This is a genomic window from Streptomyces sp. NPDC046876, from assembly GCF_040645035.1.
GTDB lineage: Bacteria > Actinomycetota > Actinomycetes > Streptomycetales > Streptomycetaceae > Streptomyces.
This window is the reverse complement of sequence record NZ_JBEYXK010000033.1, coordinates 14,515-38,322: the sequence shown is the minus strand read 5'-3', so window position 1 is coordinate 38,322 and position 23,808 is coordinate 14,515. Positions and strand designations below refer to the sequence as shown.

General features: G+C 70.5%; 23 protein-coding genes and 2 pseudogenes. 12 read left to right on the top strand and 13 right to left on the bottom strand.

All coding sequences use genetic code 11. The features are described from left to right. Positions 1-83 precede the first annotated feature (83 nt). A complete protein-coding gene (locus ABZ924_RS19420) occupies positions 84-737 on the bottom strand; it encodes a TMEM175 family protein (RefSeq protein WP_361910868.1) in 654 nt (217 codons plus the stop codon). Positions 738-1,041: 304 nt separating this feature from the next. On the opposite strand from ABZ924_RS19420, the gene ABZ924_RS19415 reads away from it, so the two are divergent. Beyond that, on the top strand, positions 1,042-2,082 hold the full coding sequence (locus tag ABZ924_RS19415; RefSeq protein ID WP_361910866.1) for a pentapeptide repeat-containing protein: 1,041 nt from the start codon (positions 1,042-1,044) through the stop codon (positions 2,080-2,082). A 374-nt stretch (positions 2,083-2,456) separates the two neighbouring features. On the opposite strand, the gene ABZ924_RS19410 is transcribed toward ABZ924_RS19415, so the two are convergent. Then, a complete protein-coding gene (locus ABZ924_RS19410) occupies positions 2,457-2,726 on the bottom strand; it encodes a hypothetical protein (protein WP_361910863.1) in 270 nt (89 codons plus the stop codon). A 527-nt stretch (positions 2,727-3,253) separates the two neighbouring features. Between ABZ924_RS19410 and ABZ924_RS19405 the strand changes: the two genes are divergently transcribed. Further along, the gene (locus ABZ924_RS19405) at positions 3,254-3,832 is read left to right on the top strand and encodes an SMI1/KNR4 family protein (protein ID WP_361910860.1); all 579 of its coding nucleotides are present in this window, start codon (positions 3,254-3,256) and stop codon (positions 3,830-3,832) included. An 86-nt stretch (positions 3,833-3,918) separates the two neighbouring features. On the opposite strand, the pseudogene ABZ924_RS19400 reads toward ABZ924_RS19405, so the two are convergent. From ABZ924_RS19400 to ABZ924_RS19390, 3 genes and pseudogenes are all read right to left on the bottom strand, one after another. Further along, positions 3,919-4,107 (bottom strand): annotated as a pseudogene (locus tag ABZ924_RS19400) (MFS transporter); the annotation flags it as partial. A gap of 74 nt (positions 4,108-4,181) precedes the next feature. Further along, positions 4,182-4,346 (bottom strand): annotated as a pseudogene (locus ABZ924_RS19395) (winged helix-turn-helix transcriptional regulator); the annotation flags it as partial. 322 nt (positions 4,347-4,668) lie between these two features. Continuing rightward, positions 4,669-5,625 carry a chlorophyllase gene (locus tag ABZ924_RS19390; protein WP_361910857.1) on the bottom strand — a complete coding sequence of 319 codons (957 nt, stop codon included), beginning with the start codon at positions 5,623-5,625 and terminating at the stop codon, positions 4,669-4,671. A gap of 164 nt (positions 5,626-5,789) precedes the next feature. On the opposite strand from ABZ924_RS19390, the gene ABZ924_RS19385 reads away from it, so the two are divergent. Next, positions 5,790-6,398 carry a TetR/AcrR family transcriptional regulator gene (locus tag ABZ924_RS19385; protein ID WP_361910854.1) on the top strand — a complete coding sequence of 203 codons (609 nt, stop codon included), beginning with the start codon at positions 5,790-5,792 and terminating at the stop codon, positions 6,396-6,398. Positions 6,399-6,572: 174 nt separating this feature from the next. Here ABZ924_RS19385 and ABZ924_RS19380 read toward each other — a convergent pair whose 3' ends face one another. Next, a complete protein-coding gene (locus ABZ924_RS19380; protein WP_361910851.1) occupies positions 6,573-6,701 on the bottom strand; it encodes a hypothetical protein in 129 nt (42 codons plus the stop codon). A gap of 317 nt (positions 6,702-7,018) precedes the next feature. Between ABZ924_RS19380 and ABZ924_RS19375 the strand changes: the two genes are divergently transcribed. Continuing rightward, complete coding sequence (locus ABZ924_RS19375; protein WP_361910849.1) at positions 7,019-7,618, top strand: hypothetical protein; 600 nt, start codon at positions 7,019-7,021, stop codon at positions 7,616-7,618. Between the two features lie 332 nt (positions 7,619-7,950). Continuing rightward, positions 7,951-9,201, top strand: coding sequence for a hypothetical protein (locus tag ABZ924_RS19370; protein WP_361910846.1), 1,251 nt, complete (start codon positions 7,951-7,953; stop codon positions 9,199-9,201). Between the two features lie 565 nt (positions 9,202-9,766). Here ABZ924_RS19370 and ABZ924_RS19365 read toward each other — a convergent pair. Continuing rightward, positions 9,767-10,411, bottom strand: coding sequence for a GAP family protein (locus ABZ924_RS19365; protein WP_361910955.1), 645 nt, complete (start codon positions 10,409-10,411; stop codon positions 9,767-9,769). Positions 10,412-10,780: 369 nt separating this feature from the next. On the opposite strand from ABZ924_RS19365, the gene ABZ924_RS19360 reads away from it, so the two are divergent. Together ABZ924_RS19360 and ABZ924_RS19355 are read left to right on the top strand one after the other, a co-directional pair. Beyond that, entirely contained in the window at positions 10,781-12,136 is a 1,356-nt protein-coding gene (locus ABZ924_RS19360; RefSeq protein WP_361910953.1) for a chloride channel protein, read from the top strand. Between the two features lie 161 nt (positions 12,137-12,297). Further along, complete coding sequence (locus ABZ924_RS19355; protein ID WP_361910843.1) at positions 12,298-12,999, top strand: triacylglycerol lipase; 702 nt, start codon at positions 12,298-12,300, stop codon at positions 12,997-12,999. Between the two features lie 99 nt (positions 13,000-13,098). On the opposite strand, the gene ABZ924_RS19350 is transcribed toward ABZ924_RS19355, so the two are convergent. Beyond that, positions 13,099-13,761, bottom strand: coding sequence for a hypothetical protein (locus ABZ924_RS19350; RefSeq protein ID WP_361910841.1), 663 nt, complete (start codon positions 13,759-13,761; stop codon positions 13,099-13,101). A 117-nt stretch (positions 13,762-13,878) separates the two neighbouring features. Between ABZ924_RS19350 and ABZ924_RS19345 the strand changes: the two genes are divergently transcribed. Continuing rightward, positions 13,879-14,097, top strand: coding sequence for a hypothetical protein (locus ABZ924_RS19345; RefSeq protein WP_361910838.1), 219 nt, complete (start codon positions 13,879-13,881; stop codon positions 14,095-14,097). Between the two features lie 243 nt (positions 14,098-14,340). Further along, entirely contained in the window at positions 14,341-15,471 is a 1,131-nt protein-coding gene (locus ABZ924_RS19340; protein WP_361910835.1) for a PP2C family protein-serine/threonine phosphatase, read from the top strand. A 79-nt stretch (positions 15,472-15,550) separates the two neighbouring features. On the opposite strand, the gene ABZ924_RS19335 is transcribed toward ABZ924_RS19340, so the two are convergent. The 4 genes from ABZ924_RS19335 to ABZ924_RS19320 form a co-directional block, all read right to left on the bottom strand. Next, positions 15,551-16,291: a class I SAM-dependent methyltransferase gene (locus tag ABZ924_RS19335; RefSeq protein WP_361910832.1), complete on the bottom strand. Its 741-nt coding sequence runs from the start codon at positions 16,289-16,291 to the stop codon at positions 15,551-15,553. 204 nt (positions 16,292-16,495) lie between these two features. Beyond that, positions 16,496-18,607, bottom strand: coding sequence for a SpoIIE family protein phosphatase (locus tag ABZ924_RS19330; RefSeq protein ID WP_361910829.1), 2,112 nt, complete (start codon positions 18,605-18,607; stop codon positions 16,496-16,498). Between the two features lie 288 nt (positions 18,608-18,895). Then, complete coding sequence (locus tag ABZ924_RS19325) at positions 18,896-19,327, bottom strand: hypothetical protein (RefSeq protein WP_361910826.1); 432 nt, start codon at positions 19,325-19,327, stop codon at positions 18,896-18,898. A 129-nt stretch (positions 19,328-19,456) separates the two neighbouring features. Next, positions 19,457-19,831 (bottom strand): VOC family protein, encoded by a 375-nt coding sequence (locus ABZ924_RS19320; protein WP_361910823.1) that lies wholly within the window; start codon positions 19,829-19,831, stop codon positions 19,457-19,459. 297 nt (positions 19,832-20,128) lie between these two features. Here ABZ924_RS19320 and lepB point away from each other — a divergent pair, with 297 nt between their 5' ends. The 3 genes from lepB (at position 20,129) to ABZ924_RS19305 (ending at position 23,312) form a co-directional block, all read left to right on the top strand. Further along, a complete protein-coding gene (gene lepB / locus ABZ924_RS19315) occupies positions 20,129-20,773 on the top strand; it encodes a signal peptidase I (protein WP_361910820.1) in 645 nt (214 codons plus the stop codon). Between the two features lie 368 nt (positions 20,774-21,141). Next, positions 21,142-22,311 carry a ricin-type beta-trefoil lectin domain protein gene (locus ABZ924_RS19310; RefSeq protein WP_361910817.1) on the top strand — a complete coding sequence of 390 codons (1,170 nt, stop codon included), beginning with the start codon at positions 21,142-21,144 and terminating at the stop codon, positions 22,309-22,311. A gap of 104 nt (positions 22,312-22,415) precedes the next feature. Beyond that, positions 22,416-23,312, top strand: a complete 897-nt coding sequence (locus ABZ924_RS19305) for an alpha/beta hydrolase (protein WP_361910814.1) — start codon at positions 22,416-22,418, stop codon at positions 23,310-23,312. Between the two features lie 60 nt (positions 23,313-23,372). On the opposite strand, the gene ABZ924_RS19300 is transcribed toward ABZ924_RS19305, so the two are convergent. Then, entirely contained in the window at positions 23,373-23,699 is a 327-nt protein-coding gene (locus ABZ924_RS19300; protein ID WP_361910811.1) for a hypothetical protein, read from the bottom strand. Between the last annotated feature and the right edge of the window lie 109 nt (positions 23,700-23,808).

Genomic DNA, 23,808 nt, shown 5'->3' with positions numbered 1-23,808 from the left:
GGAGACGGGTGTGTTCCCTCGACCCGCGCGGCGCGGCACGCGGCCACCGGCCGCAGAAAGCGTCCTGATGCCCGAACGGAGCCCTACTGGCCGGCGCCGGACTGCCGGGCGGCGCTGCGCAGGCGCTTGGCCCGCGCGCCGGTCACCGCCTTGACCGGGATCAGCACCGCCCACCACAGCTTCGCGCCCGTCGGGGAGAGGAACGCGAGCGGCACGGCGGTCGCGAAGACCAGTACTGTCGCCGCCAGATCGGCCACGTCGTTGCGCGCGACGGGATCGGGCAGCGCCACGCTGCCCAGCCACGGGCGCTTCCACAGAACGACCGTCAGCGCGAGCTGTGCGGCCCCCATGGCCGCGACGGCGCCGGAGTAGACGGCCACCGACTGCGGCCGGTCGCCGTACTGGGCGAGCAGGGTGGTGGGGAAGGGCATCAGGGCGATCAGCCCCAGGGCCAGCAGCCCGAGCCCGATGACCACTCCGTCGACTTCCTGCACGTACCGGAAGATCTGGTGGTGGCCCTGCCAGAACGCCGCGATGACCAGAAAGCTGAGGCCGTACGCCCACACGTTGGGCATGACATCGCTGAGCGCCCGCTCGAAGCGGGCGGGGTCAAGCCCGGCGGGCAACCTGATGTCCAGCGCCAGCAGCGTCATGGCGATGGCGAACACGCCGTCCGACAGGGCGAGGAGTCGAGCCGCGCTCCCCGCGTCGTCCCGCACGCGCTGTTGGCCGTTCACGACGCCACCCTAGCCAACCGCGGTCTGGTCGGGAGCGGTGGCGAAGCCGACTCCGGGCCTACGGTCAGCCGGTCGGAGTCCGGAGCGGAGCCGACGTCGGCGACATGCCTGGCGAAGTCGGGGCGATGGCGCCTCCGGGGCCGGCACCGAGGCCTGAGGCAGGGACTTGCCCACGTCCCCCGCCGGTCACCGACCGGGCCGACGGGAACGGGTGCTGTCAGGATTCGGCCGTTCGCCCGACACCGTCGTACGCCGCACCGCCAGAACACCGGTGCATCCCCGGTTCCGGGGTTCCATGGCAGGCATGGCCAGGCTCAACACCTCGGCGCGGCTGCGCCGCATTTCCCAGCGGGGCACTCGTCACGGAGGGCGTCCCCCGGCAAAGCGCCCTCGGGCGGATGAGCGCACGACGGCACACCGGCTTCAGTGGGCGGCGCTGGCCGCGGCGTCACTGCCGGGAATCGCGGCTCTCGCCGCCCTGCTGTTCACCTGGGCGTCGGTCGAGCAATCCGGTGAACAGCTGAGGATCGCCGAACAGGGCCAGGTCACCGGCCGGTTCAATGCGGCCATCGGAAACCTCGCCTCCTCTGCCGTGGACATCCGCCTCGGCGGCATCTACGGCCTGGAGCGGCTGATGCAGAACGCGCCGGATGAGCAGCCCACCGTCGTGACACTGCTGACGGCATACGTCCGTGAGCACACTCGCGACCCCGCGAACGGCCGCGCCGATGCCCACCCGGCCACGGACGTCCAAGCGGCCATGACGGTACTGGCCAACCGGGATCCCGCACGGGACGGCCGCGGCGCCTTCGACCTGCGGAACGTGCACCTGCGCCACCTGGGCTACATGGGGATGTGGAACCCGAACCGCCAACGCGTGACCGGCATCAACTTCCCGGATGCCGATTTCAGCGGCGCGGACCTGGGCGACGCGGATCTGGAGCATGCCCGTCTGTCAGGAGCAGCCATGGCGGACACGGATCTGCAGGAAGCCGGCTTGGACGGTGCCGATCTGTCGGACGCCGTGCTGACCAACGCGGATCTGGCCCGGTCTCGCCTCGCGCAGGCCGACCTGAGCCGGATCCAGGCGGCCGGGGCGCACTTCGAGGACACGGACCTGAAGAAGGCAGGATTGGAGGGTGCCAGCCTGCGGCGGGCCAGCCTCGTGGGCGCCAGCCTGCCCGGCGCGATCCTGCGGGGAGCGGACCTGAGGGAGGCGGATCTCCGCGACGCGGACTTCACCGGAGCGGACCTGACCGGCGCCGATCTCACCGGCGCGAAAAACGTGTCCACGGCGGAATTCAAGGACACGATCCGCACGAACGCTCGAGGCCTGCCATCATGACGCCCCGTAATGCCCGGGGCGGTGTTGCCGTCCGAGCAGAGATCGGCGTCAGCGCAGTGGCGGACGGCCGCATAGCTGCTGCCGGCCGGGGGAAGCTCAGGTTGTACCAGGTGGTCTGCCACCGGCCATGGTGCACCGCTTGTGCTGCGTGCCCTCGGGCGGTTCGACGGCACCCACAAACCGGATGGCCTCGCCTGGCTCCACCTTCTGCCCGTGCGGCCCCGCGCCGAGGTCCCGGCCGCCGCCGGCGATCAGTCCCTGCCGGCGCCAGCGGCGGAGGAAGGCGTAGACCCGGTCCCAGGCAGGGAAATCGACAGGAATGGCCCGCCCCCGGAGGGCGGGCCATCATCAAAGCAGTCAGCGAAGCGTGACGGTCAGTCGGCGTAGACCTCGCCGCGCCAGAGCTTCCTGTCCATCTGGATACACCTGTATCCATACACGTTGCTAGCGCTCAGGTATTTGCTCGCGTCAGCCATGCAGGTCGTCTTCGTTCGGTAGTACTCCCCCGTCCGCTGCCACGTTGCGGGTACGTGTCCTGCGATGGCGGAAGCGGACGGGGCCGCTTGCGCAGTCGCCGGGACTGTTACCGCGGTTGCTGCTCCCAGCGCGATCGAGGCAACTGCGAGGCCGAGCTTGCGCTTCATACCAGCTCCTACTCTCTCGGTGTCGCCGAGCTGTGACAATCTGCATCGGACCAGCCGCCCCCCAGATCATTCACCAAAATGCGCACTTTAGGACGCTTAGAGCGCTCAGTTTTGGCGCGTTCATGACCTTAAGGAGTACGGCCCCTTCGCCCCCCAGAGCCCTTGAGTTGCGGAATCTGCGGCCGTTCAAGGGCTTGGCCCTGGCCGGCGGCCGTCGTCGGTCCGGCAAGCCATGCGCCATCGGACCTTGGCAAACTCCTCCACAAGCACGGCGGACATCGCGTCGCTCAGCTCCGGCCGCGACGCCGGGCCGCGAGATCGAACCCCGTTCTGGCCGGCCCCCTACAGGCCTGCCGCCACCATTCCGCCTTCAAAGCCGCTCGTTGCATCCTGTGGAGGCCCGGCGCCCCACGCTCCGGGGCCGAGGCGAAGAACGCCGAGCCGGGCTCGGCACCGGCCCAACGGCCTCGCGGGGACGCTTGGGTGCCGGTGAAGGGAGGAGGTCCTTGACCTGACAGTCTGGCCATATGGACGCTCTCATCGGCACTCAGGTACCTCATCGGCGACTGTCCGATCCTGCCTCGGCGGTTGCGGCCCTGGAACGGGCTGCACCTGAGCTTGCGCGTTTCCGGCGTACCGCTCCCTCTGGCATCGACTGGGCCCAGGTGGAGGAATGCCTGGGTGTGGGGCTGCCCTCGGACTACAAGCTGCTCGGTGAGACCTACCCGTCCCTGGCCTTCGGTGACTTCCTGTGCGTCGGTTTCCCGCCCCAGGGGCGGGAGAAGGCATGGGCCGAAGATCCGGAGGATCTCGAGATCCTTGCCGAGTGGTGCGAGGACGCCGAGACGGCCGTCCCCCTCTACCCGTTTCCTGCTCCTGGAGGACTGCTGCCGTGGGCAACGTCGAACCAGGGCGACTACTTTCTCTGGACCACCAGTGAGGCTGGTCCCGATGAGTGGACTGTCACTGTGGCCTCACGCAATGGCGGCTGGTGGCACTACACGGGAGGCGCCGTTCAGTTCCTGGCGGACCTGATCAGCGGGTCCCTGGAGCTGTGGGAGTTGCCGTCGGTGCGACCTTCCGTCGAAGCCTTCGGAACGTACTGAGGCGGTCTACATTTTCGCGGGCCTTCGCCGCCGTGGTCCGCGGCGCGAGCAGATGGGCGGGATTCCCCGCACCAACGGTTCCAGGCAGCGAGCATGCGGGAGGTGGAGGCGACGCGGCCCATGAGGCGGGACGGGATGAGCTCCTGCCGGAGGGAGGGGCCGAGCACCATCGTGGCGCCCATGCCCGCGCCGCAGACGGCGAGCGCGAGGCCTGCGGCGTACGGGTTCGGGGCGGCGGCCAAGCCCAGGAGGGCGAGTCCCTCGACTGCGGCAGTCGGCGAGCAGCGGGACCGGCCGCCCGAGCGCGAGGAGGGCACCGCCCGCAGGCGGCCCCGCAAAGCCGGACAGGGCGGTCTGTGCCCCGCGCCTTCCTCGTTCGGACCACCTTCACCAGGCGCGCCCGTTCGAGCATCCGTACGTGGTATCCGGAACGCCCCTTGGCAAGGCCCACCCGCTCGGCGACCTGCGTGATCGTCGCAAGCGCGCAGCGGAGCAGGGCCGCGATCCGGTCTCGACCTCGCTCGACCCGTACCGCCCAAATCCTTGATCCCTCGATGCGCAAACTCGGTTTCGGCAGGGCCGCCCCTCGTAAGGGGCAGCCCTGCCGTCCGTTCAGGCGAGCGGTCAGTGGAGTAGGCGTCGCGGGGGGGGAAGCCTGCTCACCCACACCCACTGGACCGGCCGGGTCACCGCGCACGAGCAACGCCCACTTCGACCGTCGGGTGCGGCGGTGGCGCCCCGACGGGCCGGACGACGGTGGAGGCGGGGCTGCGCCGACGGTTGAGACCGCCCCTTGCAGGGCTCCGCTGAGCTTCGCCTGGCGCCGCAGGCTCGGCCTACTTGGAGTCGATTCGTCCGAGCGGGTCGGGGCCGCAGGCCAGGGTGTCGCGCGCGGCCTGCCAGGCGGAGTCCTCGGGGTAGAGCTCGCTGCGCAGGTAGGCCCAGGTGAGTCGCGCGACCGCGGCGACCCGCTCGGGGTTCTCGTCCGTGGTCTCGGCGACGTCGTACCCGGAGACCCCGCCGAGCCCGTGCTCCGCATCGAACAGGGTCAGCAGCGACTTGGGGCTGGGGGAAAGGGTGTACGGATCGACGTGCCAGGCCGGGCCGGTGACCGTCAGGAAGGCGGAGCCGTCCTTGTCGCCGGCGACCACCAGCGTGGGCGTGGTCATCGTGGAGAAGTCGGTGGTCAGGAAGAACGAGTAGTTCTCGCTCGCGAACTCGGTGAGGGCGTCACCGCCCCGGCCGGGCGCGGCGAGCAGCACACCTGCCTTGATCCGAGGCTCGGCCAGGTCCACCTCGGATCCGTCGTGCGGATCGGTGAGGCGGGCGCCCAGCAGCAGGCTCGCGGTATGCCCGCCCATCGAGTGCCCGGCCACGGCGACTCGGCTGTGGTCGAGGCGGCCGCGGAGCTGCGGGACGGCGGCCTCGATCGCGTCGAGCCGGTCGAGGATGCGCTTCATGTCCTCGGCCCTGCTGCGCCAGTGCGCTACGGCCCCGGGCATGTCGGGATCCAGGCTCAGCGTCCTCGAGTCCAGATGGGTCGGCTGGATCACGACGAAGCCGTGTGCCGCCCAGTAGTTGGCCAGAGGGGCGTAGCCGTTCAGCGAGGAGAGGTTGTTGGAGAATCCGAGACCGTGCGAGAGGAGGATGACCGGCAGCTCGCTCCCGCTCACCGGAGCAGAGACGCGCACCTGCAGGTCTACGGCACGGCCGGGGGTCGGCAGCACCACCGGGCTGACCGACAGGACGGGTGTGGGCGAGCTGAGGGTGTCGGCGTAAGCAGGATGACTCATGATGCGCATGCCCTTCGATGGCCCGTGCCGCCCGGTCGCATGTGGCCGGTGACCGGCGGCGGGTACGGCGGAGTGCCCGCCTTCAGCTATTCTGAAAGCGGATCGTTGTTCCATTTAAGATATGGAACGCTGATCCGTTTCGTCAACGGTCGGAAGGAGACGTGGTGCCCACTGCAGGCCAGGCCAAAGGGGCGTCCGCCCGCAGCAAGCGGGCGGACGCGGTGCGCAACCAGCAGACGCTGCTCGACGCGGCCGCCGAGGTGTTCGTGGCCTCGGGGGTCGATGCGCCGATCCGGGAGATCGCCGCACGGGCGGGCGTCGGACTGGGGACGCTCTACCGCCATTTCCCGACCCGGGCGGACCTCGTCACCGCCGTCTACCGCCACCAGATCGAGGCGTGCGCCGAGGCCGGTCCGGGCCTCCTGGCCGGCGCGGCCTCCCCGTTCGACGCGCTGCGCCAGTGGATCGACCTCTTCGTCGACTTCCTGGTCACCAAGCACGGCCTCGCAGACGCCCTGCAGTCCGACACCGACCGCTTCGCCTCGCTGCACACCCACTTTCTCGACCGCCTGATGCCCGTCTGCGGTCAACTGCTCGACGCCGCAGTCGACGCCGGCGAAGCCAGAGCCGGCATCCAGCCCTACGAGCTGATGCGCGGCATCGGCAACCTCTGCATCGGACGGGACAGCGACCCCCGCTACGACCCCCGCCGGATGATCGCACTACTCCTCGAGGGGCTTCGGCGGCCGCACTCCCCCGGCGGCGACGGTTGAGGTCCCGGCTCACCACGCCGATCCGCGGGGCCGCGCGGACCTGACCCCGCCCGGTCCGGACCGGACGCACGGCGATTTCTCGCGGGACGCGCGTCCGTCCTGCGGAAGGCCGAGCCGCTGCAACGCCGCTCAGCCGCAGGGTGGTTTCCGTACGGCGCCCGTCGACAGCAGCCTTCACTCGTCGACGAGCTGGGCCGAGGGGATCAGGTAGGCAGTGCCGTCGACCAGCGGTGCCGGGCAGGTGCCCGGCACCGGCCGGTCCAGTCGGAGCAGGGCCACGTCCCCGGTGTCGTCCCGGGCCATCGGGAAATCGAGCGACACCGGCCCTGGGGGGGCGTGGTCGGGGGGCGGGCAGGTCGGCGGCCCGGGGCACGACATGGGCGTAGGTGCGCACGATGTCCGGGCTGACCGGGAAGCCGGCCCCGGACCGGATCCGATCGGCTTCGCCTGACCGAAGTTCACGATCAGAGCCGCACCCCACTGGGAGCGAGGCCCCCAGGGCGTGCTCCACGTGATCTCGGTCTTCCCCGGGCTCGGCAGCCCGATTACGCTCGGACCGTTTCGGAGTGAAGTGATCTGCTGGTCTGCGGCGCAGTGAGGCGGTTTCCATGCCTGGATGGATGGACCTGGCATACACCACGGCCGGCGGTGTCGTCGGCGGCGCGGTGACCAACTACCTCTCCAGGAACCAGGAACGCCGGCAGCTGCGAGCAGCGGTCATGCAACAGCTCCTCCGCGTCGCAGCGGTGCGCGAGGGTGTGTACGACATCGTGCCGAGCCGACGGGAGACGCGTTTCGGCGTCAAGCCGGTCCTGGAGGACGGCCGCGACGCCGAGCACGCCCAGCGGGAAGCGGTCGCGGATCTCGTGGTGGCTGCGCTCTCGGCCGGCATTCCCCGCAGGGTCTTGGACTTCGCCGGAGGCGGCGAGGAACGTGCCTTGCAATGCAAGGTCGTCAGAGTGATCGATCTCCGCCTGGGCGGTGTCCTGGGCGAGTCGCTCGAGGAACTCATGACGCAGTGCGAGGAATACCGGCGGGCGACAGCCCAACACCTGCTCCGGGCGCTGTGGCACCCATGGCGGACGCGGTTGCGGATGCGGATGCGCCTTCGCGTGCTGCGCCGAGACGCCGCCGCACTCCATCGCAGATACGAAGCGGCGATGTCCGTCCTGACTCAGCCGGAGCACGTCGACGCCCTCACCGAGCGACTCGGTTGGTGAACCAGATCGGGTACTTCGGGCCCCCGCAGTCCTCTGGCTGTCGCCGTCCCTCCCCTCCCACGTGAAAGCAGGGTGGGGCGCTCGAAGTCGCCCTCCACCACATTTCACGCCCGGCCGAATGCTTCCGGGCCTTGGATCCGCATCATCGTTTCTTCCCTGATGGCCCTGTGACCTGCGCGGAAAGGGCGTTGAGGCGAAGGGGTGATGTGGTCCGGATTGAGTGGAAGCGGGATCTACTCCTCGGGATCATAGGTCCGCTTTCGCCCTGAAAGTGGCGGCCCCACGGGTGGTGGCACTGCCCGGCCGCGCCCCGAGACAGAGGAGCCGGACTCATGTCCATGTCTGTTGTGAGCATCTGGGACAACGCCATGCCGGGCGCCCAGCCCGCGTACCCGAGGACTTCCCCCTGGGACACCTCGTGGCCCCTCGAAGGGGGAACCGCCTGGGTGTTCTACAGCACGCCGGGCCAGAGCCGGGTCAAGCGACCGGTGATCCTCTCCGACGGCTTCTCCGCCGGCAAGAGCGATCCCGACGCCCTCTGGAACGCCCTGGAGAACGGCGAGTACCCCTTCGTTTCCAAGCTGCGGGAGGCCGGCTTCGACCTGGTTCTCCTCGGCTTCGACGAGCGGTCCGCGTCCATCATCGACAACGCCGACGTGGCGATCCAGTGCATCGGGAAGGCGATCGCCGACCGCGAGGGGACCGCCAAGCTGACGGTCGGCGGTTTCAGCATGGGCGGGCTGGTCACGCGCTACGCCCTTGCGAAGATGCAGCACGCAGGTGACGACCCCCAGACTTCGACCTACCTCTCCTACGACACCCCTCACCGCGGCGCCTGGCTGCCCATCGGAGTGCAGGCGTTCGCGCACTGGGTGAAGGACAACTGGGGCTCGGTCCCGGGGTTCGGCGAACTCCTCGGCAGTTTCTCCGTGCTCGTCAACAGCCCGGCCGCCCGACAGCTGCTGCGCTGGCACATCGATGCCGTCGGCGCCGAGGCCCGCCAGGACCAGGCCCGCATCGACTTCCTTGCCGAACTCGAGCGGGTCGGCGGCTGGCCCGAGGGCGTACGACGGCTCGGGGTCGGAAACGGTACGGGCACCGGTGCCGGAAACGACATCCCGGCCGGCGTGACGGCGATGCGCACCGCCGGTCAGGAGCTGACGGGTACCCGTCTGGACACGCAGAACACGGGAGAACAGGTCGTCGCCGTCCTGAAGAAGGCCGGAGCCACCGAGATCCCGATCACGACGCGCGGCCTGCCGGACATCGACGGCGCTCCCGGTGGCCTGTTCCCCGAAGCGCACAACCTCCCGGGCCGGCCGGGCAATTTCGGGACCGCCGCCTTCCTGGCCGGGCTCCTGGAAGGCGTACCGGCCGAGCTCACGTACAACACGAGCACGTTCGTCCCGAGCGTCAGCGCGGTGGCGGCCGGCGACATCGACGACCACGACACGCTGTACAGCAAGATCGACCCCGCCGACAGTGAGCTCGACGCCTTCATGTGCGCCAGTGCCAACGAGGGACACACGCTGATGACCGAGGAGCTCGGCGAATGGATCCTGGCCAGGCTCCAGGGCGAATAACCCACTGCCGCGACGATGACCGGCCCCCGGCCCCGGCCCGAACGAGGGGCCCGGGAGCCGGTCACCGAGCCGTGCGGGGGCCGGTCGCATCTCGCCGTCAGTGCCCTCGAGTAGGTTCTGTGCGTTCGGCCCGACAGGCGGGCCGCCGAACTCGAGGACTCGTCGCTGTGAGCATCCACATGCACATGCGCGCCGTCGCGGAATCCGAGATCCGGGACGACCACACCTGGCTTGCGGGCTTCATGCGGGAGGCTTGGGAGAACCGGCCCTCCGAGTGCGCAGCGGGGATCGCCGTCTCGATCGACAAGGTCTGGCATGCCGTCAATGACCTCTACGCCGCTGCCGAGGTCCTCGATGCAGACGCCGCCAAGCGATGCGCAGGTCAGGCAGGAATTCCTCGACCCTCACAGGCGCCTTCAAGGGTTCTACGGGCGGGCGGCTGCAGCAGGCCCACGCCGTGGTCAGGGTGGTGTGGGCTTGAGACGGCGTCGCGTGATCGCAGCAACTCGCCACAACGCCATCGGGCCGAGTGCGCGGCCTGCCCGGCCCCGGGTGGAGCTCCCCGTCAGGTGACGAGTGCGTAGATGCTGGTGCTCATCAGCCAGAGTCCGGCCAGCACTGAGAGGGTGACGATCAACGGGTCCTGGTGGTGTTCGAGCCACATCCGCAGGCCGCTCAGCCGAGCCTGGGCGGTGACCGGCGCCCAGACGGTGTACAGCTCCATGGCCAGAAGGCTGAGGGTGGCCAGCAGGCAGTAGGCCGTCAGGGCCAGCCAGTCGGAGAGTGAGGAGAGGTCGGCTGCGACGACCGTGGCGGCACCTGCAGCGACCATGGCCCACGGCTGGAGCAACCAGGCGAGTCCGGCGGCGGTGACGAGCGAGGCGTTGTCGATGCGGGCCGTCCACTTCGGGGGCCGGTACGGGCGGGGCGGCTGCCGGAACCGGTAGCCACCGAACAGCACGAGGCCGACGCCGATCGCGAGCTTGGCGGCGACGGCGGCGGTTGACGGCGTGCTGTGGTGGACGGGAGGAGTCCCGCCGGTCAGCAGCACGACACAGGCAACCACCACGACCAGGTTGACCAGCCAGGACAGCAGGAAGACGAGGCCCTTGCGCACGCCGCGGTGTGACGCGAGCAGCAGGATGAAGGCGGTGTTGTGCAGCGGTCCGAGGGTGATGGCCGTGCCGATCACGACCAGGTCTGCGACCATCGACACCATCGCTCCCGGAGGTCAGACCCGCCCAGGATTCCTGGAGAGGGGCGTCTTGCACGGCGTGCCTGGTGGGCAGCGGTGTGGGCGTCTGCGTGGCGCCGCGTCCCGACTCTGCGGCTCCCGGCCCGACGGGTCAAGCCAGCCACGCCGGTGCCGCGCGCCATCCGCCGTCGCTCTCCGCGCCCGCCCCTCCGACAGCCCTCCCGCCGCGCTCGCCAGTCCCGTGCAACCCGTACGGATGACCGCTGCGGAGTTCTTGGCCCTGCAGGCACGGCAGCCCGTCTGAGCCTCCGTCACGTGATATCACGTGACGGGGTTACGAGACCCGCCGTGTCCCAGGACCGTCTTGCCGAGGAGTGGATGCGTATGCCGGCCGGACCGGCCGCCGAGACTGCCGAAGCCCCACAGGATCCCCTGGCGATCGTCCGCAGCCGGGGCTACGTGACCCTGCTGGTGATGGCGGCGGTGCTGGGCGTCCCGATCTCGGCGGTGGCGTACGGCTTCCTTGCCCTCGTTTCCACACTCCAGTCCCTGGTCTACGACGACCTGCCCAGGAGCCTCGGCTTCAGCGGAACACCGCACTGGTGGGCCATTCCCGTCCTCGCCGTGTCCGGCGTGCTGGTCGCCCTCACCATCCGCCACCTGCCGGGCCGGGGCGGGCACGAGCCCGCCGAAGGGCTCAAGACCGGCGACACCCCCTCCGCATCGGCGGTCCCCGGAGTCGCTCTGGCCTCGATCGCCTCGCTCAGTCTCGGCGTCGTCCTCGGGCCGGAGGCCCCGCTCATCGCTCTCGGCGGCGGCCTGGCCGTCGGCGCGATCCGGTTTCTGCAACGCGACGCCCCTCCCAGCGCCCTCGCCCTCATCGGAGCGGCGGGCAGCTTCGCGGCGATCAGCGAACTCCTCGGCTCACCCGTGCTCGGCGCGTTCTTGCTGATGGAAGCATCCGGCCTGGCCGGGAGGATGCTGGGCGTCGTGCTGGTGCCCGGCCTGCTCGCCGCAGGCATCGGCTCGCTGATCTTCACCGGTCTGGACTCCTGGACCGGCTTGGGCACCTACTCCCTGTCCCTCGCCCACGTACCGCCCGCGGATCGGCCGACCCTTGCCGCGTTCGGCTGGGCGATCGCCGCCGGCCTCACGGCCTCGCTCCTCGGCGAGGCCATCCGCCGCTCCGCGCTGCTCCTGAAGACGCACGTCGAGCGGCGAAGGATGACGCTCACCGTGGTGGCGGGCGTCCTCATCGGAGCGCTCGCCCTGCTCTTCACCACCCTGACCGGAAAGTCGCTCTCGGCAGTGCTGTACTCGGGCGAGAGCACCATCGGCCCCCTCCTGGCCGACCACGCCGGCTACTCCGTCGGCGCGTTGGTGCTCCTCGTCGTGCTCAAGTCGCTCGCCTACTGCCTCTCGCTGAGCGCCTTCCGCGGCGGTCCGGTGTTCCCGGCGCTGTTCGTGGGCGGCGCGGGCGGACTGGCCCTGTCCCACCTGCCCGGCCTCGACACCACCACGGGCTTCGCGATCGGGGTCGGTGCGCTGAGCGTCGCCATGCTCAAGCTCCCGATGACCTGCGTCCTGCTCGCCACCCTGCTGCTCGGGGCCCAGGGGCTGACCGTGATGCCGCTGGTGATCGTCGCGGTCGTGGTCTCCTACGTGGTCACTCTCAGGATCATGCGGCTGCAGACGCTCCCCGTCGACGGGCAAAGGGCCACAGGGCCGACCGCCCCGTGACGAACCCCGCAGCAGGGTTGGCGGTGCGCCACGACCCGGAACATGTGCGGGGTGCTCACGGCGGCGCCGAAACGTTCCTGGAGTGAAAACGGGCAGCCGAGCGGGTGACCGGGGCCGCTCCCGGCCTGCCGTCCGCAAGGCGGTTCACTACACCCTTACCCGTGAGCACCGACATCCTGCGCGTCGTACCCGCAGCCTTCGCCCTCGCCCTCGCAGCGGCGTTCCTCCCCCAAGCCGCCTCGGCCGAGCCGACAGCACCGTCCGGCGGCGCGGCGGACACACGCCCCGATCCCGTCGTCTTCGTCCACGGCTGGAACTCCGACGGCTCGACGTGGGACAGCATGGCCGCACGCTTCCGGTCCGACGGCTGGCCCGCCGACCGGCTCCACCAGTGGACGTACCCGACCAGCCAGTCCAATGCCACGACCGCCGACCGGCTCGCCGCCGAGATCGACCGCGTGCTGGCGGCCACCGGCGCCGCCAAGGTCGATGTCGTGTCCCACTCCATGGGCTCGCTCTCGTCCCGCTACTACATCAAGAACCTCGGGGGTGACTCCAAGGTCGACGCGTGGGTCTCCTTGGCAGGCCCCAACCACGGGACCAACACGGCCTACTGGTGCGGCGGAGCTGCCTGCGCCGAGATGCGGCCCGGCTCTGCCTTCCTCACGGCGCTCAACGCCGGCGACGAAACCCCCGGCTCCCCGCGCTACGCCACCTGGATGTCGTCCTGCGACAGCATCATCAACCCTGACACGACCGTCGCCCTGGCAGGAGCGGTGAACCACCAGACCGCCTGCCTCGGGCACACGGCCTTCCCCCTTGACGCGGAGGTCTACCGCGAGGTCCAAGCGCACATCCGCTGAACGCACTGGAAGCGCCGGGCTTGCGCGGGAGCCCCTGCTCCCTCGCGGCTCAGGCAGTCATACCCGGCTCGAGTGCGTAGCAGATGGCGTGTTCCGCGGTCATGGCAGCACCACGCTTCTGCGCCTCGGCGAGGACGGATGCGTCCAGTTCGCTCTGGACCCGCCGTTCGAGGGCATCCAGAAGCGGCTGTTCCACCGCGGCGGGTTTGCGCCCCGTCGAGGCGCGGAGTGTTTCCACGGCGGCCAGAAGGGTGGCGGCCCGCTGTGGGCGTGCTGCGCCTGTCGGCAGACCGTTGCGAGCAGGTCATCGCCGAGGGCCGTGTCACGCAGGGCGGCGGCGGACAGCGCCGCGGCGCGTTCCCCGTCACCCGCGTGGTACGCGACCTCGGCCTGTGCCCAGCGGGTGGTGGCCAACCCCTCGCGCAGGCCCGCGCGTACGAAGACCTCTTCGGCCTGTGCCAGTTGTTCCGCGGCTCCCTCCAGATCGCCGAGGCCGCACCGTGCGACGGCGACGGCGACCCGCGCCTCGGCCACTGACCATTCGGTTCCGTACGCGAGTGCCGGTGCCAGTACGGCTTCGGCGATATTTGCGGCCTCGGCCGCGCGGCCCAGCAGGCACCGGACGACCGACAGCTGGGCCAGGGCCTCCAACTGCAGCTCGACGTCCCCGCATTCCTCTGCGAGGCGGGCCGCCTCCCGGAAGGTGCCTGCTGCCTCGTCGAGGTCGTGGCTGAAGGAGATCAGTCCGGCGGCGTACAGCAAACGGCGGCGCGCCGCAGGTGGTTCCGGTTCCAGTCGGGCGAGAGCCCGGCGTACCCAGTCCCGGCCCGGGGGAACGTCCGTCCGGATCCGCGCGGCGAGCGACCGGTAGTACACGGCATGCCGCTGCCTCGTGACGTCGGCAGAGCCGCTGAGCGCCGGCTGCTCGGCCGCGAACTCCCTCACCGCACCCAGGAGCCGGTACCGGGCGGGCCGGGCGTCGGGGTCTGCGGCGACGAGCGAACGGTCGACGAGGTCGCGCTGATCGCACCGCAGGCCGGCGCTGCAGGCGCGGAGGGCCTTCCCGATGCGAGCGCCTCCTACGGACCGGCGCGGTGACCATTCGCCCCTCCCCCGTCCGCGCTCGGCGTGAAGCTCGGCACGGTCACGGTCCGCCGAGGCGCCCGGCCGCTGCGGGGCGGGGGGTGGTCGTCCGCATACAACATACCGCGTTCAGCCCAATCGACGCCTGGGCCGTCCTCCTTGCTCACGCTGTCACCGTCGACAGCGCACGTCACCGGAGGCCCATGTGTATGCATCCCGCCAACCGGCGCAGCCCCGAACGGAAGCCGGGGGCGGCCGATGAGCCGCCCGCGCCCCGACGGCCCGCTCGCCGTCACGCCGGAGCAGTCCGGCTTCCGGCCCGCCGTACCGCCCGCGTGGACACGCCTGCTGCCGTTCGTCTACGTCGCCTTCGTCCTCCTCCTGGAGGCAACGCTGCAGAAGGAGTGGGCGGTGAGCTTCTTCCTCATCGCCCTGCCCGCCATCGCCGCCTACGCCTACGGTCCGGCCGTCGTGGCCGCCCTCACCGTCTTCGCGATCGCCCTGGAGGGCGTCCTCGCGGCCATCTCCCACCACCTGTGGGAGACCCACCACGTCACCGCCGACATCGCGACAGCGCTGGTGGGGATCCTGGCGACCGTGCTGGCGGCGCACCGGCGCCGCCAGGAGCGCCACCTCGTCCACGCCAACTCGGTCGCCGAGGCATTGATGCGCGCCCTGCTGCGTCCCGTACCGCACCGGGTCGGACACGTGCTGGCAGCAGGGCTGTACCGGCCCAGCGAGGCCGGGACCATGGTGGGCGGCGACCTGTTCGACATCCGCCCGACCAGCGCGGGAGAGCGGGCCATCATCGGTGACGTGCGCGGCAAGGGACTGCAGGCGGTGCGCACGGTGGCTGCGATCCTCGGCAGCTTCCGCGAGGCGGTCTACGATGCGCCGGACCTGCCGGCGGTCGCCGCGCGGCTGGAGCGGCGCCTGGCCCGGGAGGCGGCGGAGATCCCGGACGAGGAACTGTTCGCGACGGCGGTGCTGATCGAGTACGACAGCCTCACACAGCGCCTGACGGTGGCCAACCACGGTCACGTGGAGCCCGTGCTGATCTCCGGGGGCGAGGTGCGCGTCCTCGACGGCCCGCCGGCGCTGCCGCTGGGACTGGGCGCCCTGGCCGCCGCCGACGATCCGCCGGCCTGGAGCCACCCGTTCACCCGGGGAGACGTGCTGCTGCTGGTCACGGACGGGGTGGTGGAAGCACGGGACACCGCGGGCGACTTCTACCCGCTCGCCGAGCGGCTCCGTCAGCGATACGCCGGCCGCCCGGCGCCGGGCCCCGCGGACGTCGTCAACTTCCTCAACACCGACCTCCCCCGCCACACCCGCAGCCTCCACGACGACATCGCGCTACTCGCGATCGCCCCGCACGGCCTTATCTGACAACGGGGGGCAGGGCCGGGGGCAGGCCCCTGGCCATCGGCTCGGCCAGGGACCTGCGGGGGTGTCGCCAGACCAGGGGTCAGGCGGTGCACCGGATCATCGTCAGCGGCGGGTTCGCGGCGTAGTCCGCCCAGAACTCCTCGCCGTACTTCTGCACGCCCGCTTCGGAAACGGCCAGCGGAACCCACTCGGTACCGGTGAACCCGGCCGCCTCCAGGGTTCGTTCGTACGTCTCCTTCGACGGCGTGACGGCCTCGAAGGAGACCGGCGGATCGAGCAGTGCGGTGAGCCGGATTCCGCGGCCGATCTCGTTGTCCTTGCCGGTCGCCTCGCAGAGGAACCCGTACTTCTCGAGCGACGGGCCGCCGAAGTCGAACGCCGGGTGCATCACGAACAGGTAGAACGCGCCGCCGGCCACGAGGCTGCGCCGGATGTTGCGCATCATCCGCTCGATCTCGGCGACATCGCTCGCGTAGTTGAACGCCTGCACGGCGATGGCGACGTCGAACGGCTCGTCGAAGTCCCGCAGGGTGGCCGTATCGGCCACTTCGTACTCGATGCCCAGGGGCTCGGACTGCTCGAGCGCCTTGGCCGCGTCGACCATCGCGCCGGAGATATCGAATCCGAAGACGCGGGACGCGCCGCGGCGCTTGAGCTCACGGCTGTAGAAACCGGTACCGCAGGCGATGTCGAGCACGGACTTGCCCGTGACGTCGCCGACCAGGGCGAGGAAGCCCGGTACCTCGCCGTAGCGAATGACGGGCAGGGTCTTGAAGCCTTCGAAGGCTTCGCCGATACCGTCGTACAACTGACCACTCATCGTGGTGTCCCCCCTCGATTTGTGGCGTCGGCTCCCGGAACGAGCCGCGGCCCTCGGTGGAGAGTCTCGTGCCTCCTCCGCAGGAGTCCGTACTGGCGGAAAGCACGAAGATCTTTGCCGGTTCGCTGAGATGAGTCCAACACCACGCCCCGGTGCTCTCGGGCCTGGCGCCTGGCGCCGGGGGTCTGCGGGACACGGCTCGCGTCATGCGGGTCGTCCGGTCGACGTGCTCATGGGGGCGCGGGGAGGTACGGGGGTGGCTTCGGCGATGAGGAGGGCGACGTCGTCGTGGTCGTCCGGGTGGCGCAGGGCGCGCAGGAGCCAGTGGCAGGTGTCCTCCAGGGGCCGGCGCGGTTCGTCGAGGGTGCGCAGCAGCGTGTTCAGGCGGTCGTCGATGGGGTGGTGGCGGGTTTCGACGAGGCCGTCGGTGTACAGGACGAGCCGGTCGCCGGGCCATAGCTCGAAGGACGTGGTGTCGAAGGGGACACCGCCGACGCCGAGCGGCGCGCCGGTGGGGAGGTCCAGCAGCCGGCGGTGACCGTCGGCGGTGTCGAGGACGGGCGGGAGGTGTCCGGCGTTGGCGATCCGGCACCGGTGTTCGTGGGGGTCGTAGACGGCGTAGATGCAGGTGGCGATGTAGTGCTCGAGCCCTCGAGTGATCTTGTCGAGGTGGCGGAGGACCTCGTCGGGTGCGAGGTCGAGGTCGGCGAAGGCGCAGGTGGCGGTGCGCAGGCGGCCCATGGTGGCGGCGGCGTCGATGCCGTTGCCCATGACGTCGCCGACCACCAGAGCGGTCTTGTCGCCGACGAGGGGGATGACGTCGTACCAGTCGCCTCCGACCTCCTGGGTGGCCAGGGCGGGCTGGTAGAGGGAGGCCACGTCCAGGCCGTTGAGCGGGGGCGGGTGGCCGGGCAGGAGGCTGCGCTGGAGGGTTTCGGCGGTGTTGCGGACGCTCTGGTGCCAGCGGGCGTTGTCGATGGCGACGGCGGCCCGGGCTGCGATCTCCCCGGCGAGGAGGACGTCGTCCTCGTCGAAGGGCAGCGGGTTCCGGGCCCGTAGCAGGTCGAGGACGCCGAGGACCTCGTTGCGGGCGATCAGCGGCACTGCGAGGTAGGAGTGGACGCCCGCCTGGGCGAAGGTGGCCGCGGCTTCGGCATCGCGGGCGATGTGCTGGAGATCGTTGCGGTCGGCGTGGCTGACGACGATGGCCTGTCCGGTGTGGACGCATCGGGTGATCAGCCGGTCGGCTCCGAACGTCGCGAGGTCGCCGGCCTGCAGCGCGGCGGCCGTGGCGTCGGTGGGGTAGGCGGCGGTCACCGCGAGCGCCCGGAACATCTCCGGGCCCGGATCGTGGGAGGGGGTGGTGGGGCGGAAGGCGAGGACGTCGTCGAGGACGTCGACCGTCGCGATGTCGGCGAGGTCGGGCACGGCGACGTCGACCAGCTCCTTCGCGGTGTGCTCGACCTCCAGGGTGGTGCCGACCCTGGCGGAGGCGTCGGCGATCACGGCCAGGCGGCGCCGGGCCCGGTCCGCTTCGGTGGTGGCCTGGTGGCGTTCGCTGACGTCCACCACCGAATTCGCCACGCCGATCACCCGGCCGCCGGCGCCTTCGATGCGGAAGTACGACACCGACCAGGCGTGATCGTGGTCGGGGTCGGCCGGGGTGCGGCCGACGGTGTACTGGTCGATCACGGGCGTGCCGGTGAGCAGCACGTGGCGCATCGCGGACTCGATGGTGGCGACATCGAGGAAGGACAGGATGTCGTGGGGATGCTTGCCGATGTGGTCGGCGGCCGGGAGGCCGTTGATCCGCTCCAGGGCCGGGTTGATCAGCAGGTAGCGCAGGTCGGGGTCGAGGAGGGCGATGCCGATGGGAGCCTGCGAGACCAGGCGCTGGGAGAGCGCGAGGTCGGTCTCGACCTGCTGCAGCGTGGTCCGGTCGGCGGCGATGCCCAGGGCGTAGGTGTCGCCGAGGTCGTCCAGCAGCCGCATGTTGCGGAATTCCACCAGGCGTGTGCTGCCGTCCTTGTGCCGGATGGGGAATGCGCCGGCCCAGCTCGCCCCGGTGCTCATCACCTCGGCGAACAGCCTGGTCACCAGGTCTCTGTGCTGGTCGCGGACCAGCATGGCTGCGTACTGGCCCAGGGCTTCCTTGGCGGTGTAGCCGAAGACCTCCTCGGCCTGGGGACTCCAGAACACGATGCGTCCGCGGGCGTCCAGCACGATGGCGGCCACGCTGAGCAGATCGAGCAGCCCGCCCGGGGGCGACGGCCCCGCCGGGTCGCGCTCGTGATGCGGCGGCTCGTGTGGGGCCATGGCACAACGCTCCCTGCTCCGCGCGGCCGGCTCGGGCGCGCCGGTCGAGGATTCTCTTCCATGCTGCTCCATGAACGCTGTGGGGGACGACCGGGGAGGCGGATGGAGTGGCGGAACGGGTGGGAGAAACGGGTGGCGGAACGCGGGACGCCCATCGCCCCGCGCGCGGCCTGCCAACGGCAGCGCCGCCCCTGCCCCTTTCCTGCCGCAGAAAACTTGACAAGGGCGCACTCAACTTAATCGCCACAAGGCTGGTCGGAGCCCCGGGGGACCAGGCGTGAGCGGGTCTTAGCGCTGGACGGTGATGCAGGGCTGGCCCGGCTGCAGGGATCCGCTCTCGTAGAAGTAGCCGCAGATCCGGACTCCGTTGGCGAACGTCCACTGGACGGTTACGTCCACGTAGGCCCGGCCGTAGACGCAGCCGTTGTGGTAGCTCCCCCAGTAGTAGGTGTCGGCCTTGCCGGGGTACTTGGCGACCAGGGCGGCCCGGTAATTGCAGATGCCGTCGGGCTTCGTGCGCACGACGTTGCCCTTGTTGACGCGCAGGCCGGAGCCGTCCACGTTCACGCAGACGTAGCCGGGCCCGGTGGAGACGGTGCAGCCGCCCGCCGAGGCGGCCGCCTCGGGCGCCGTGGCGAGCGAGAAGGCGACCGCTGCGGCGACGCCGGCCACAGCCGCGAGGAGTCGGCGGGCGGTGCGGCCGGTGACGGGCTTTTCCATGACTGGCTCCCCTGCTGGTCGGAAGGGGCACAGTCGAGCAGAAGCCCGGGGGGCGCGGGAAGGCGCGCGACACGGGCGCGCGGAGGCGACGCGCGCTGTTCTGCACTTCCTCGCCGCGGCGCGGCGCGTTCAGTGGAGGCAGAGGCAGAAGGGGTGGCCCGCGGGGTCGGCGTAGACCCGCCAGTTGGCTTCCGGGCGAAGCTGGTCCGTGCGCTCCAGCACGGTCGCGCCGAGGGCGAGCGCCCGGTTCTCCTCCCCGTCGAGGTCGTCGACGTCGAAGTCGAGGTGGAGCTGCTGCGGGCGTTGTTGGCCGGGCCATTCCGGCGGCCGGTAGCCGTCCACGCGCTGGCAGGCCAGCGGCGTTCCCTCGAACCCGTGCACCTCGACCCAGTCAGGATCATCCGGATCCGGGACCACCCGGCCGCCGAGGAGAGCGGCGTAGAACTCCGCGAGCCGTACCGGATCGGCGCAGTCCAGCGCGACCGCCTGCAGTTTTCGAATCACTTCCGACACCCTGTTCTTCAGTCGCTCCTACGATGCGCCGTACCGGAGGGTCGTACCCCGCTGCCGCGGCCGGCATGCTCCACGGCAAACCGGCCCGCATGCAGCCGTTCGAGCGAAAATCCCGGGGGAAGGGTGTGGAACGTCGTCCTGCACCTACCCGCTCCGGCAGCCGCGACGACAGACCGCTCCCGTCCCCCTCCCGGTGGGAGCGCCGACCCGTATCGGTAGGGTGCGGGCCTGACTGCCGGGAGGGGCTGAGGGATGAGACCGGGGCGAGGGCTGTGGATCACGGGGCTGGTGCTGACGCCCGTGGGGTTGCTGTTGGCGGTGGCTACGTGGCTGCTGGGGGACTCCGCCTTCGGTGGCCACAGCATCGGCTCCGATGCAATGCAGCCGACGTACCGGCAAGGCGACATCGTCTTCACGACGAAGATCGACGGCAGCGAGGTACATCGCGGCGATGCCGTCTTCTACAACCTGCCGGGGCGCTACGCGGATACGGACATCGTCTTCCAGCGCGTCATCGGTATCGGCGGCGACCGGGTGGCCTGTGACGGGAAGCAGGTACTGGTGAACGGCAGACCGCTGCGCGAAACGTACGTCGCCGGAGGCGATCCCGTCGGTGACGGCAGGACGTATGACCTGCGGGTACCCGAAGGCCGGCTCTTCGTGATGGGCGACAACCGGGTGACCTCGCGTGACTCCCGGTTTTTCCTCACGGACGGACAGAACGGCACGATCCCGGTGGATGCGGTCCAGGAGCGGGCGCTCGACGGCCCGGGCGTCGCGATCACGATGGTCCTCCTGCTGGCCGGGGGGTGCCTCCTCACGCTCATCGGGCTCGGCTGCGGCCTGGCCGGATACCTGATCACCCTGCAGTCCCGACGGAGGCAGCCGATGCCCTCGCCCATACCCGGGTCGACAGAGCCAGCCGGTCGGTAGTAGGTCCACCGATCGGCCCGCCCGCGTCGCTGCCACACCACGCTCACCCATAGCATCGGACCCAGCACACCGAGCTCGCGTGATACCGGCTGTCTGCGCATGGAAGGACGAGTCCGCCGAAGGGGTCCGAGGTGAGGTCCGAGCCCAAGTCCGAATCCGAGTCGGTCGACAGCAGGAGGGGCCCGCCACCGGACGGGGAGCACCGTATCCCGCGCGGCAGGCGGTTCCGTTGGCGGGCGCTCGCTCTGACCCTGGGCATCGCGCTCAGCGGGGTCCCTTCCCTCCTGCTGGTCGACGTCACGCTTGCCTACGGGGGTACCCGGAGAGGTGTGGAGCCGGACACGGGGTGCCGGCCCACGCTCACAGGCGTGGCACATCAGGATGATGATCTGCTCTTCATCAATCCCGAGGTCCAGCGCCTGATCCGCCGAAAGTGCTCCGTCGGCACCGTGTATCTGACCGCCGGGGACGCCGGGCGCTCGTTCGCCGAGGACTCCTACGTGCAACAACGCGAAGAAGGCCTACGGGCGTCCTACGCGAAGATGGCGGGTGTTCCGAACCGCTGGCACCGCAGCGATCTCAGGGTGCGGGGCCACCGCCTCGTGTCCTTCGTTCTCGGTGGCCGCCCCGACGTTCGGCTGGTCTTCCTGCGGCTGCCCGACGGGCTTTCGAAGGGCGTCGGGAGCGCGCGGTACTCCAGGCAGAGCCTGCTGAAGCTGTTTCGCGGGCAGATCGCCACGATCAAGCCGGTGGACGGAGCGAGGTCCTACACCAGGGAAGAGTTGACCTCGGTGATCTCCGAAGTCCTTGCCCTCCGGAAGGCCGAACGCATCCTGACGCTCGACTACGACAGCGCCACCTTCGGGGTCGGCCCACCGAATCCGGCCGATCACAGCGATCACGAGATGACGGGGCGGTTCTTCAGGAAGGCCGCCTTCGTCGCTCCCACCCGCCCGGCGGTCGCGTCGTACGTCGGTTACGGTCTCTCGCTCCTCCCGGCAAATCTCACTCCACAACAGCGGCGCGACAAGGAAACCGTCTACGACACGTATCTCCGCTACGCGGGATGCTTCACCGGCCCCTGCCCGACACGACCCGCCCTCAGCGAGAATTTCCGTCGGTGGATCGCGCGAGAACACACGAGGACCCATCGACAGCCCCGTCCCGGCGAGATCATGTCAGCGGTGGGCCGCACCAACACGAAGGCCGCGGTCGAACGTTGCCTGGCGAGGGACCCCCGCCGGTTCGCCCCTGGCGCCGTTACCACGGCCGACTGCGACGGCAGTCCCACCCAGCGATGGACTTTTGCGGGCGGCACCATCAAAGACGCCGGAGCCGGGGCCTGTCTCACCGCTTCGACGGAGGTCGTGATGGCCCCCTGCAGCGGTTCAGGCTCCCAGACGTGGTGGCGCGACAAAGACGGAAGGATCGGAACGGGCGGCAGCTGCCTCCACCAGGACGACCTCGCGATGCTGAAGCCTCGACTCAGTCTGAAGCCCTGCAGTCCTTACCAGCCCGAGCTGCGCTGGCAGTGGTAGGGCGGCCGGCCGACGCGTGGGCGAACGTCCCTCGTGTGGAGGCGTGGCAGCGCTCCGAGAATGCTCCGGCGTACGCTCCTCGCGATCCTCGTACGATCAACGCCATGATCCTTTCTCATGACCAGACCGGGGACGGCGCCGCCGTACTGCTCCTCCACTCCGGCGTCTGCGACCGCCGCATGTGGGACCCGCAGTGGAAGGCTCTCGCGGACGCCGGATACCGGGTCGTGCGCGCCGACTTCCGCGGGCACGGCGAAACCCCCGCCGACTTCACGCGTCCGCACGAGGCGTCCGACGACGTACGCGCGCTCCTCGACTCCCTCGGCATCGAGCGTGCCGCTTTGGTCGGTTCCTCGTTCGGCGGCCGCGTGGCCCTGGAAACGGCCGCCCGGTACCCGGAGCGCGTCACCGCCCTCGCCCTGCTCTGCCCCGGCCTGCCGGGCCATGAACCCAGCGCCGCGCTCCGGGCCTTCGGGGCCGAGGAGGACGCGCTGCTCGAGGCCGGCGACGTCGAGGCCGCGGTCGCCCTCAACGTCGAGTACTGGCTCGGCCCACAGGCCACGCCCGAGACCCGGGCCGCGGTGGCCGACATGCAGCGCCACGCCTTCGAGGTCCAACTCGCCGCCTGGTACGCGGCCCAGGCCGCCAAGGCAGCGGACCGGCCGGCGGACGCCGGGCACGAGGCGGGCGAGGCCCAACCTGCCGCCGCGGCCGAGGCCGCGGACCAGGCATCAGACGAAACGGAAGCCGAAGCGGCTCCCGACCTCTCCCGGATCACGGTCCCCTGCCTCGCCGTCGGCGGCTCGCAGGACGTCGCCGACTTCCGTGAGATCGCCGCCCGGCTGCCCCGTATCCTGCCCCACGCCCGCCACGTCGAGCTCGACGGGGCCGGCCACCTCCCCTCCCTGGAGCTCCCCACCCAGACCACCGGTCTCCTGCTGGACTTCCTCGGCTCGGAAGACTGCCGCCGCCGGGCAACGACCGGCGCACCGCGCAACTGACGGTGGTCGAGGTCCTCGGCCGGCCCGAGAGCCCGCGGAGGCTGAGTGGCCGGCCGGCTCTCAGGGAGCGGCGGAGCCCAGGGCGCGCCGGGCGTCCAACCACACGCGCTCGAACTCCTCCGCCGAAATCCGGCCGGCGCGCGGAGCTCCGTCCCAGGCCGTGAGCCTGCCCTCGGCGATCACTCCGTACCGCTGCTGATAGCGGCTCATCGCGGCGAAGTCCGACTGCTCCTGAAACCGCAGCACCTCCTCCAAGGAGGCAGCGGTCACCGCAGCGCCGTCACCACCCCGCAGGTCCACCTGCCGCGTCACCCACCCTTCCTCGTCGCCTTCGAAGTACTGCCACAGATCTTGGTATTCGTCGTACACACGGATCCACGCCGGCATGCAGCCATGCTTGCGCAAGGTCGAGGCCCGGGCGAGCGCACACGCCGCGCCGGAAGCGTCGGCGCCCCGCCCATACCGGCCGTTGCCGCAGTCCTTGGCTGCCCGACGG

What these genes read in the sequence shown, in the direction of transcription:
- ABZ924_RS19415 (WP_361910866.1), top strand. Translation starts at nt 1,042, where the DNA reads ATGGCCAGGCTCAACACCTCGGCGCGGCTGCGCCGCATTTCCCAGCGG.
- ABZ924_RS19410 (WP_361910863.1), bottom strand. Translation starts at nt 2,726, where the DNA reads ATGAAGCGCAAGCTCGGCCTCGCAGTTGCCTCGATCGCGCTGGGAGCA.
- ABZ924_RS19405 (WP_361910860.1), top strand. Translation starts at nt 3,254, where the DNA reads ATGGACGCTCTCATCGGCACTCAGGTACCTCATCGGCGACTGTCCGAT.
- ABZ924_RS19390 (WP_361910857.1), bottom strand. Translation starts at nt 5,625, where the DNA reads ATGAGTCATCCTGCTTACGCCGACACCCTCAGCTCGCCCACACCCGTC.
- ABZ924_RS19380 (WP_361910851.1), bottom strand. Translation starts at nt 6,701, where the DNA reads ATGGCCCGGGACGACACCGGGGACGTGGCCCTGCTCCGACTGGACCGG.
- ABZ924_RS19375 (WP_361910849.1), top strand. Translation starts at nt 7,019, where the DNA reads ATGGACCTGGCATACACCACGGCCGGCGGTGTCGTCGGCGGCGCGGTG.
- ABZ924_RS19370 (WP_361910846.1), top strand. Translation starts at nt 7,951, where the DNA reads ATGTCCATGTCTGTTGTGAGCATCTGGGACAACGCCATGCCGGGCGCC.
- ABZ924_RS19365 (WP_361910955.1), bottom strand. Translation starts at nt 10,411, where the DNA reads ATGGTCGCAGACCTGGTCGTGATCGGCACGGCCATCACCCTCGGACCG.
- ABZ924_RS19360 (WP_361910953.1), top strand. Translation starts at nt 10,781, where the DNA reads ATGCCGGCCGGACCGGCCGCCGAGACTGCCGAAGCCCCACAGGATCCC.
- ABZ924_RS19345 (WP_361910838.1), top strand. Translation starts at nt 13,879, where the DNA reads ATGCCGCTGCCTCGTGACGTCGGCAGAGCCGCTGAGCGCCGGCTGCTC.
- ABZ924_RS19340 (WP_361910835.1), top strand. Translation starts at nt 14,341, where the DNA reads ATGAGCCGCCCGCGCCCCGACGGCCCGCTCGCCGTCACGCCGGAGCAG.
- ABZ924_RS19335 (WP_361910832.1), bottom strand. Translation starts at nt 16,291, where the DNA reads ATGAGTGGTCAGTTGTACGACGGTATCGGCGAAGCCTTCGAAGGCTTC.
- ABZ924_RS19330 (WP_361910829.1), bottom strand. Translation starts at nt 18,607, where the DNA reads ATGGCCCCACACGAGCCGCCGCATCACGAGCGCGACCCGGCGGGGCCG.
- ABZ924_RS19325 (WP_361910826.1), bottom strand. Translation starts at nt 19,327, where the DNA reads ATGGAAAAGCCCGTCACCGGCCGCACCGCCCGCCGACTCCTCGCGGCT.
- ABZ924_RS19305 (WP_361910814.1), top strand. Translation starts at nt 22,416, where the DNA reads ATGATCCTTTCTCATGACCAGACCGGGGACGGCGCCGCCGTACTGCTC.
- ABZ924_RS19300 (WP_361910811.1), bottom strand. Translation starts at nt 23,699, where the DNA reads ATGCCGGCGTGGATCCGTGTGTACGACGAATACCAAGATCTGTGGCAG.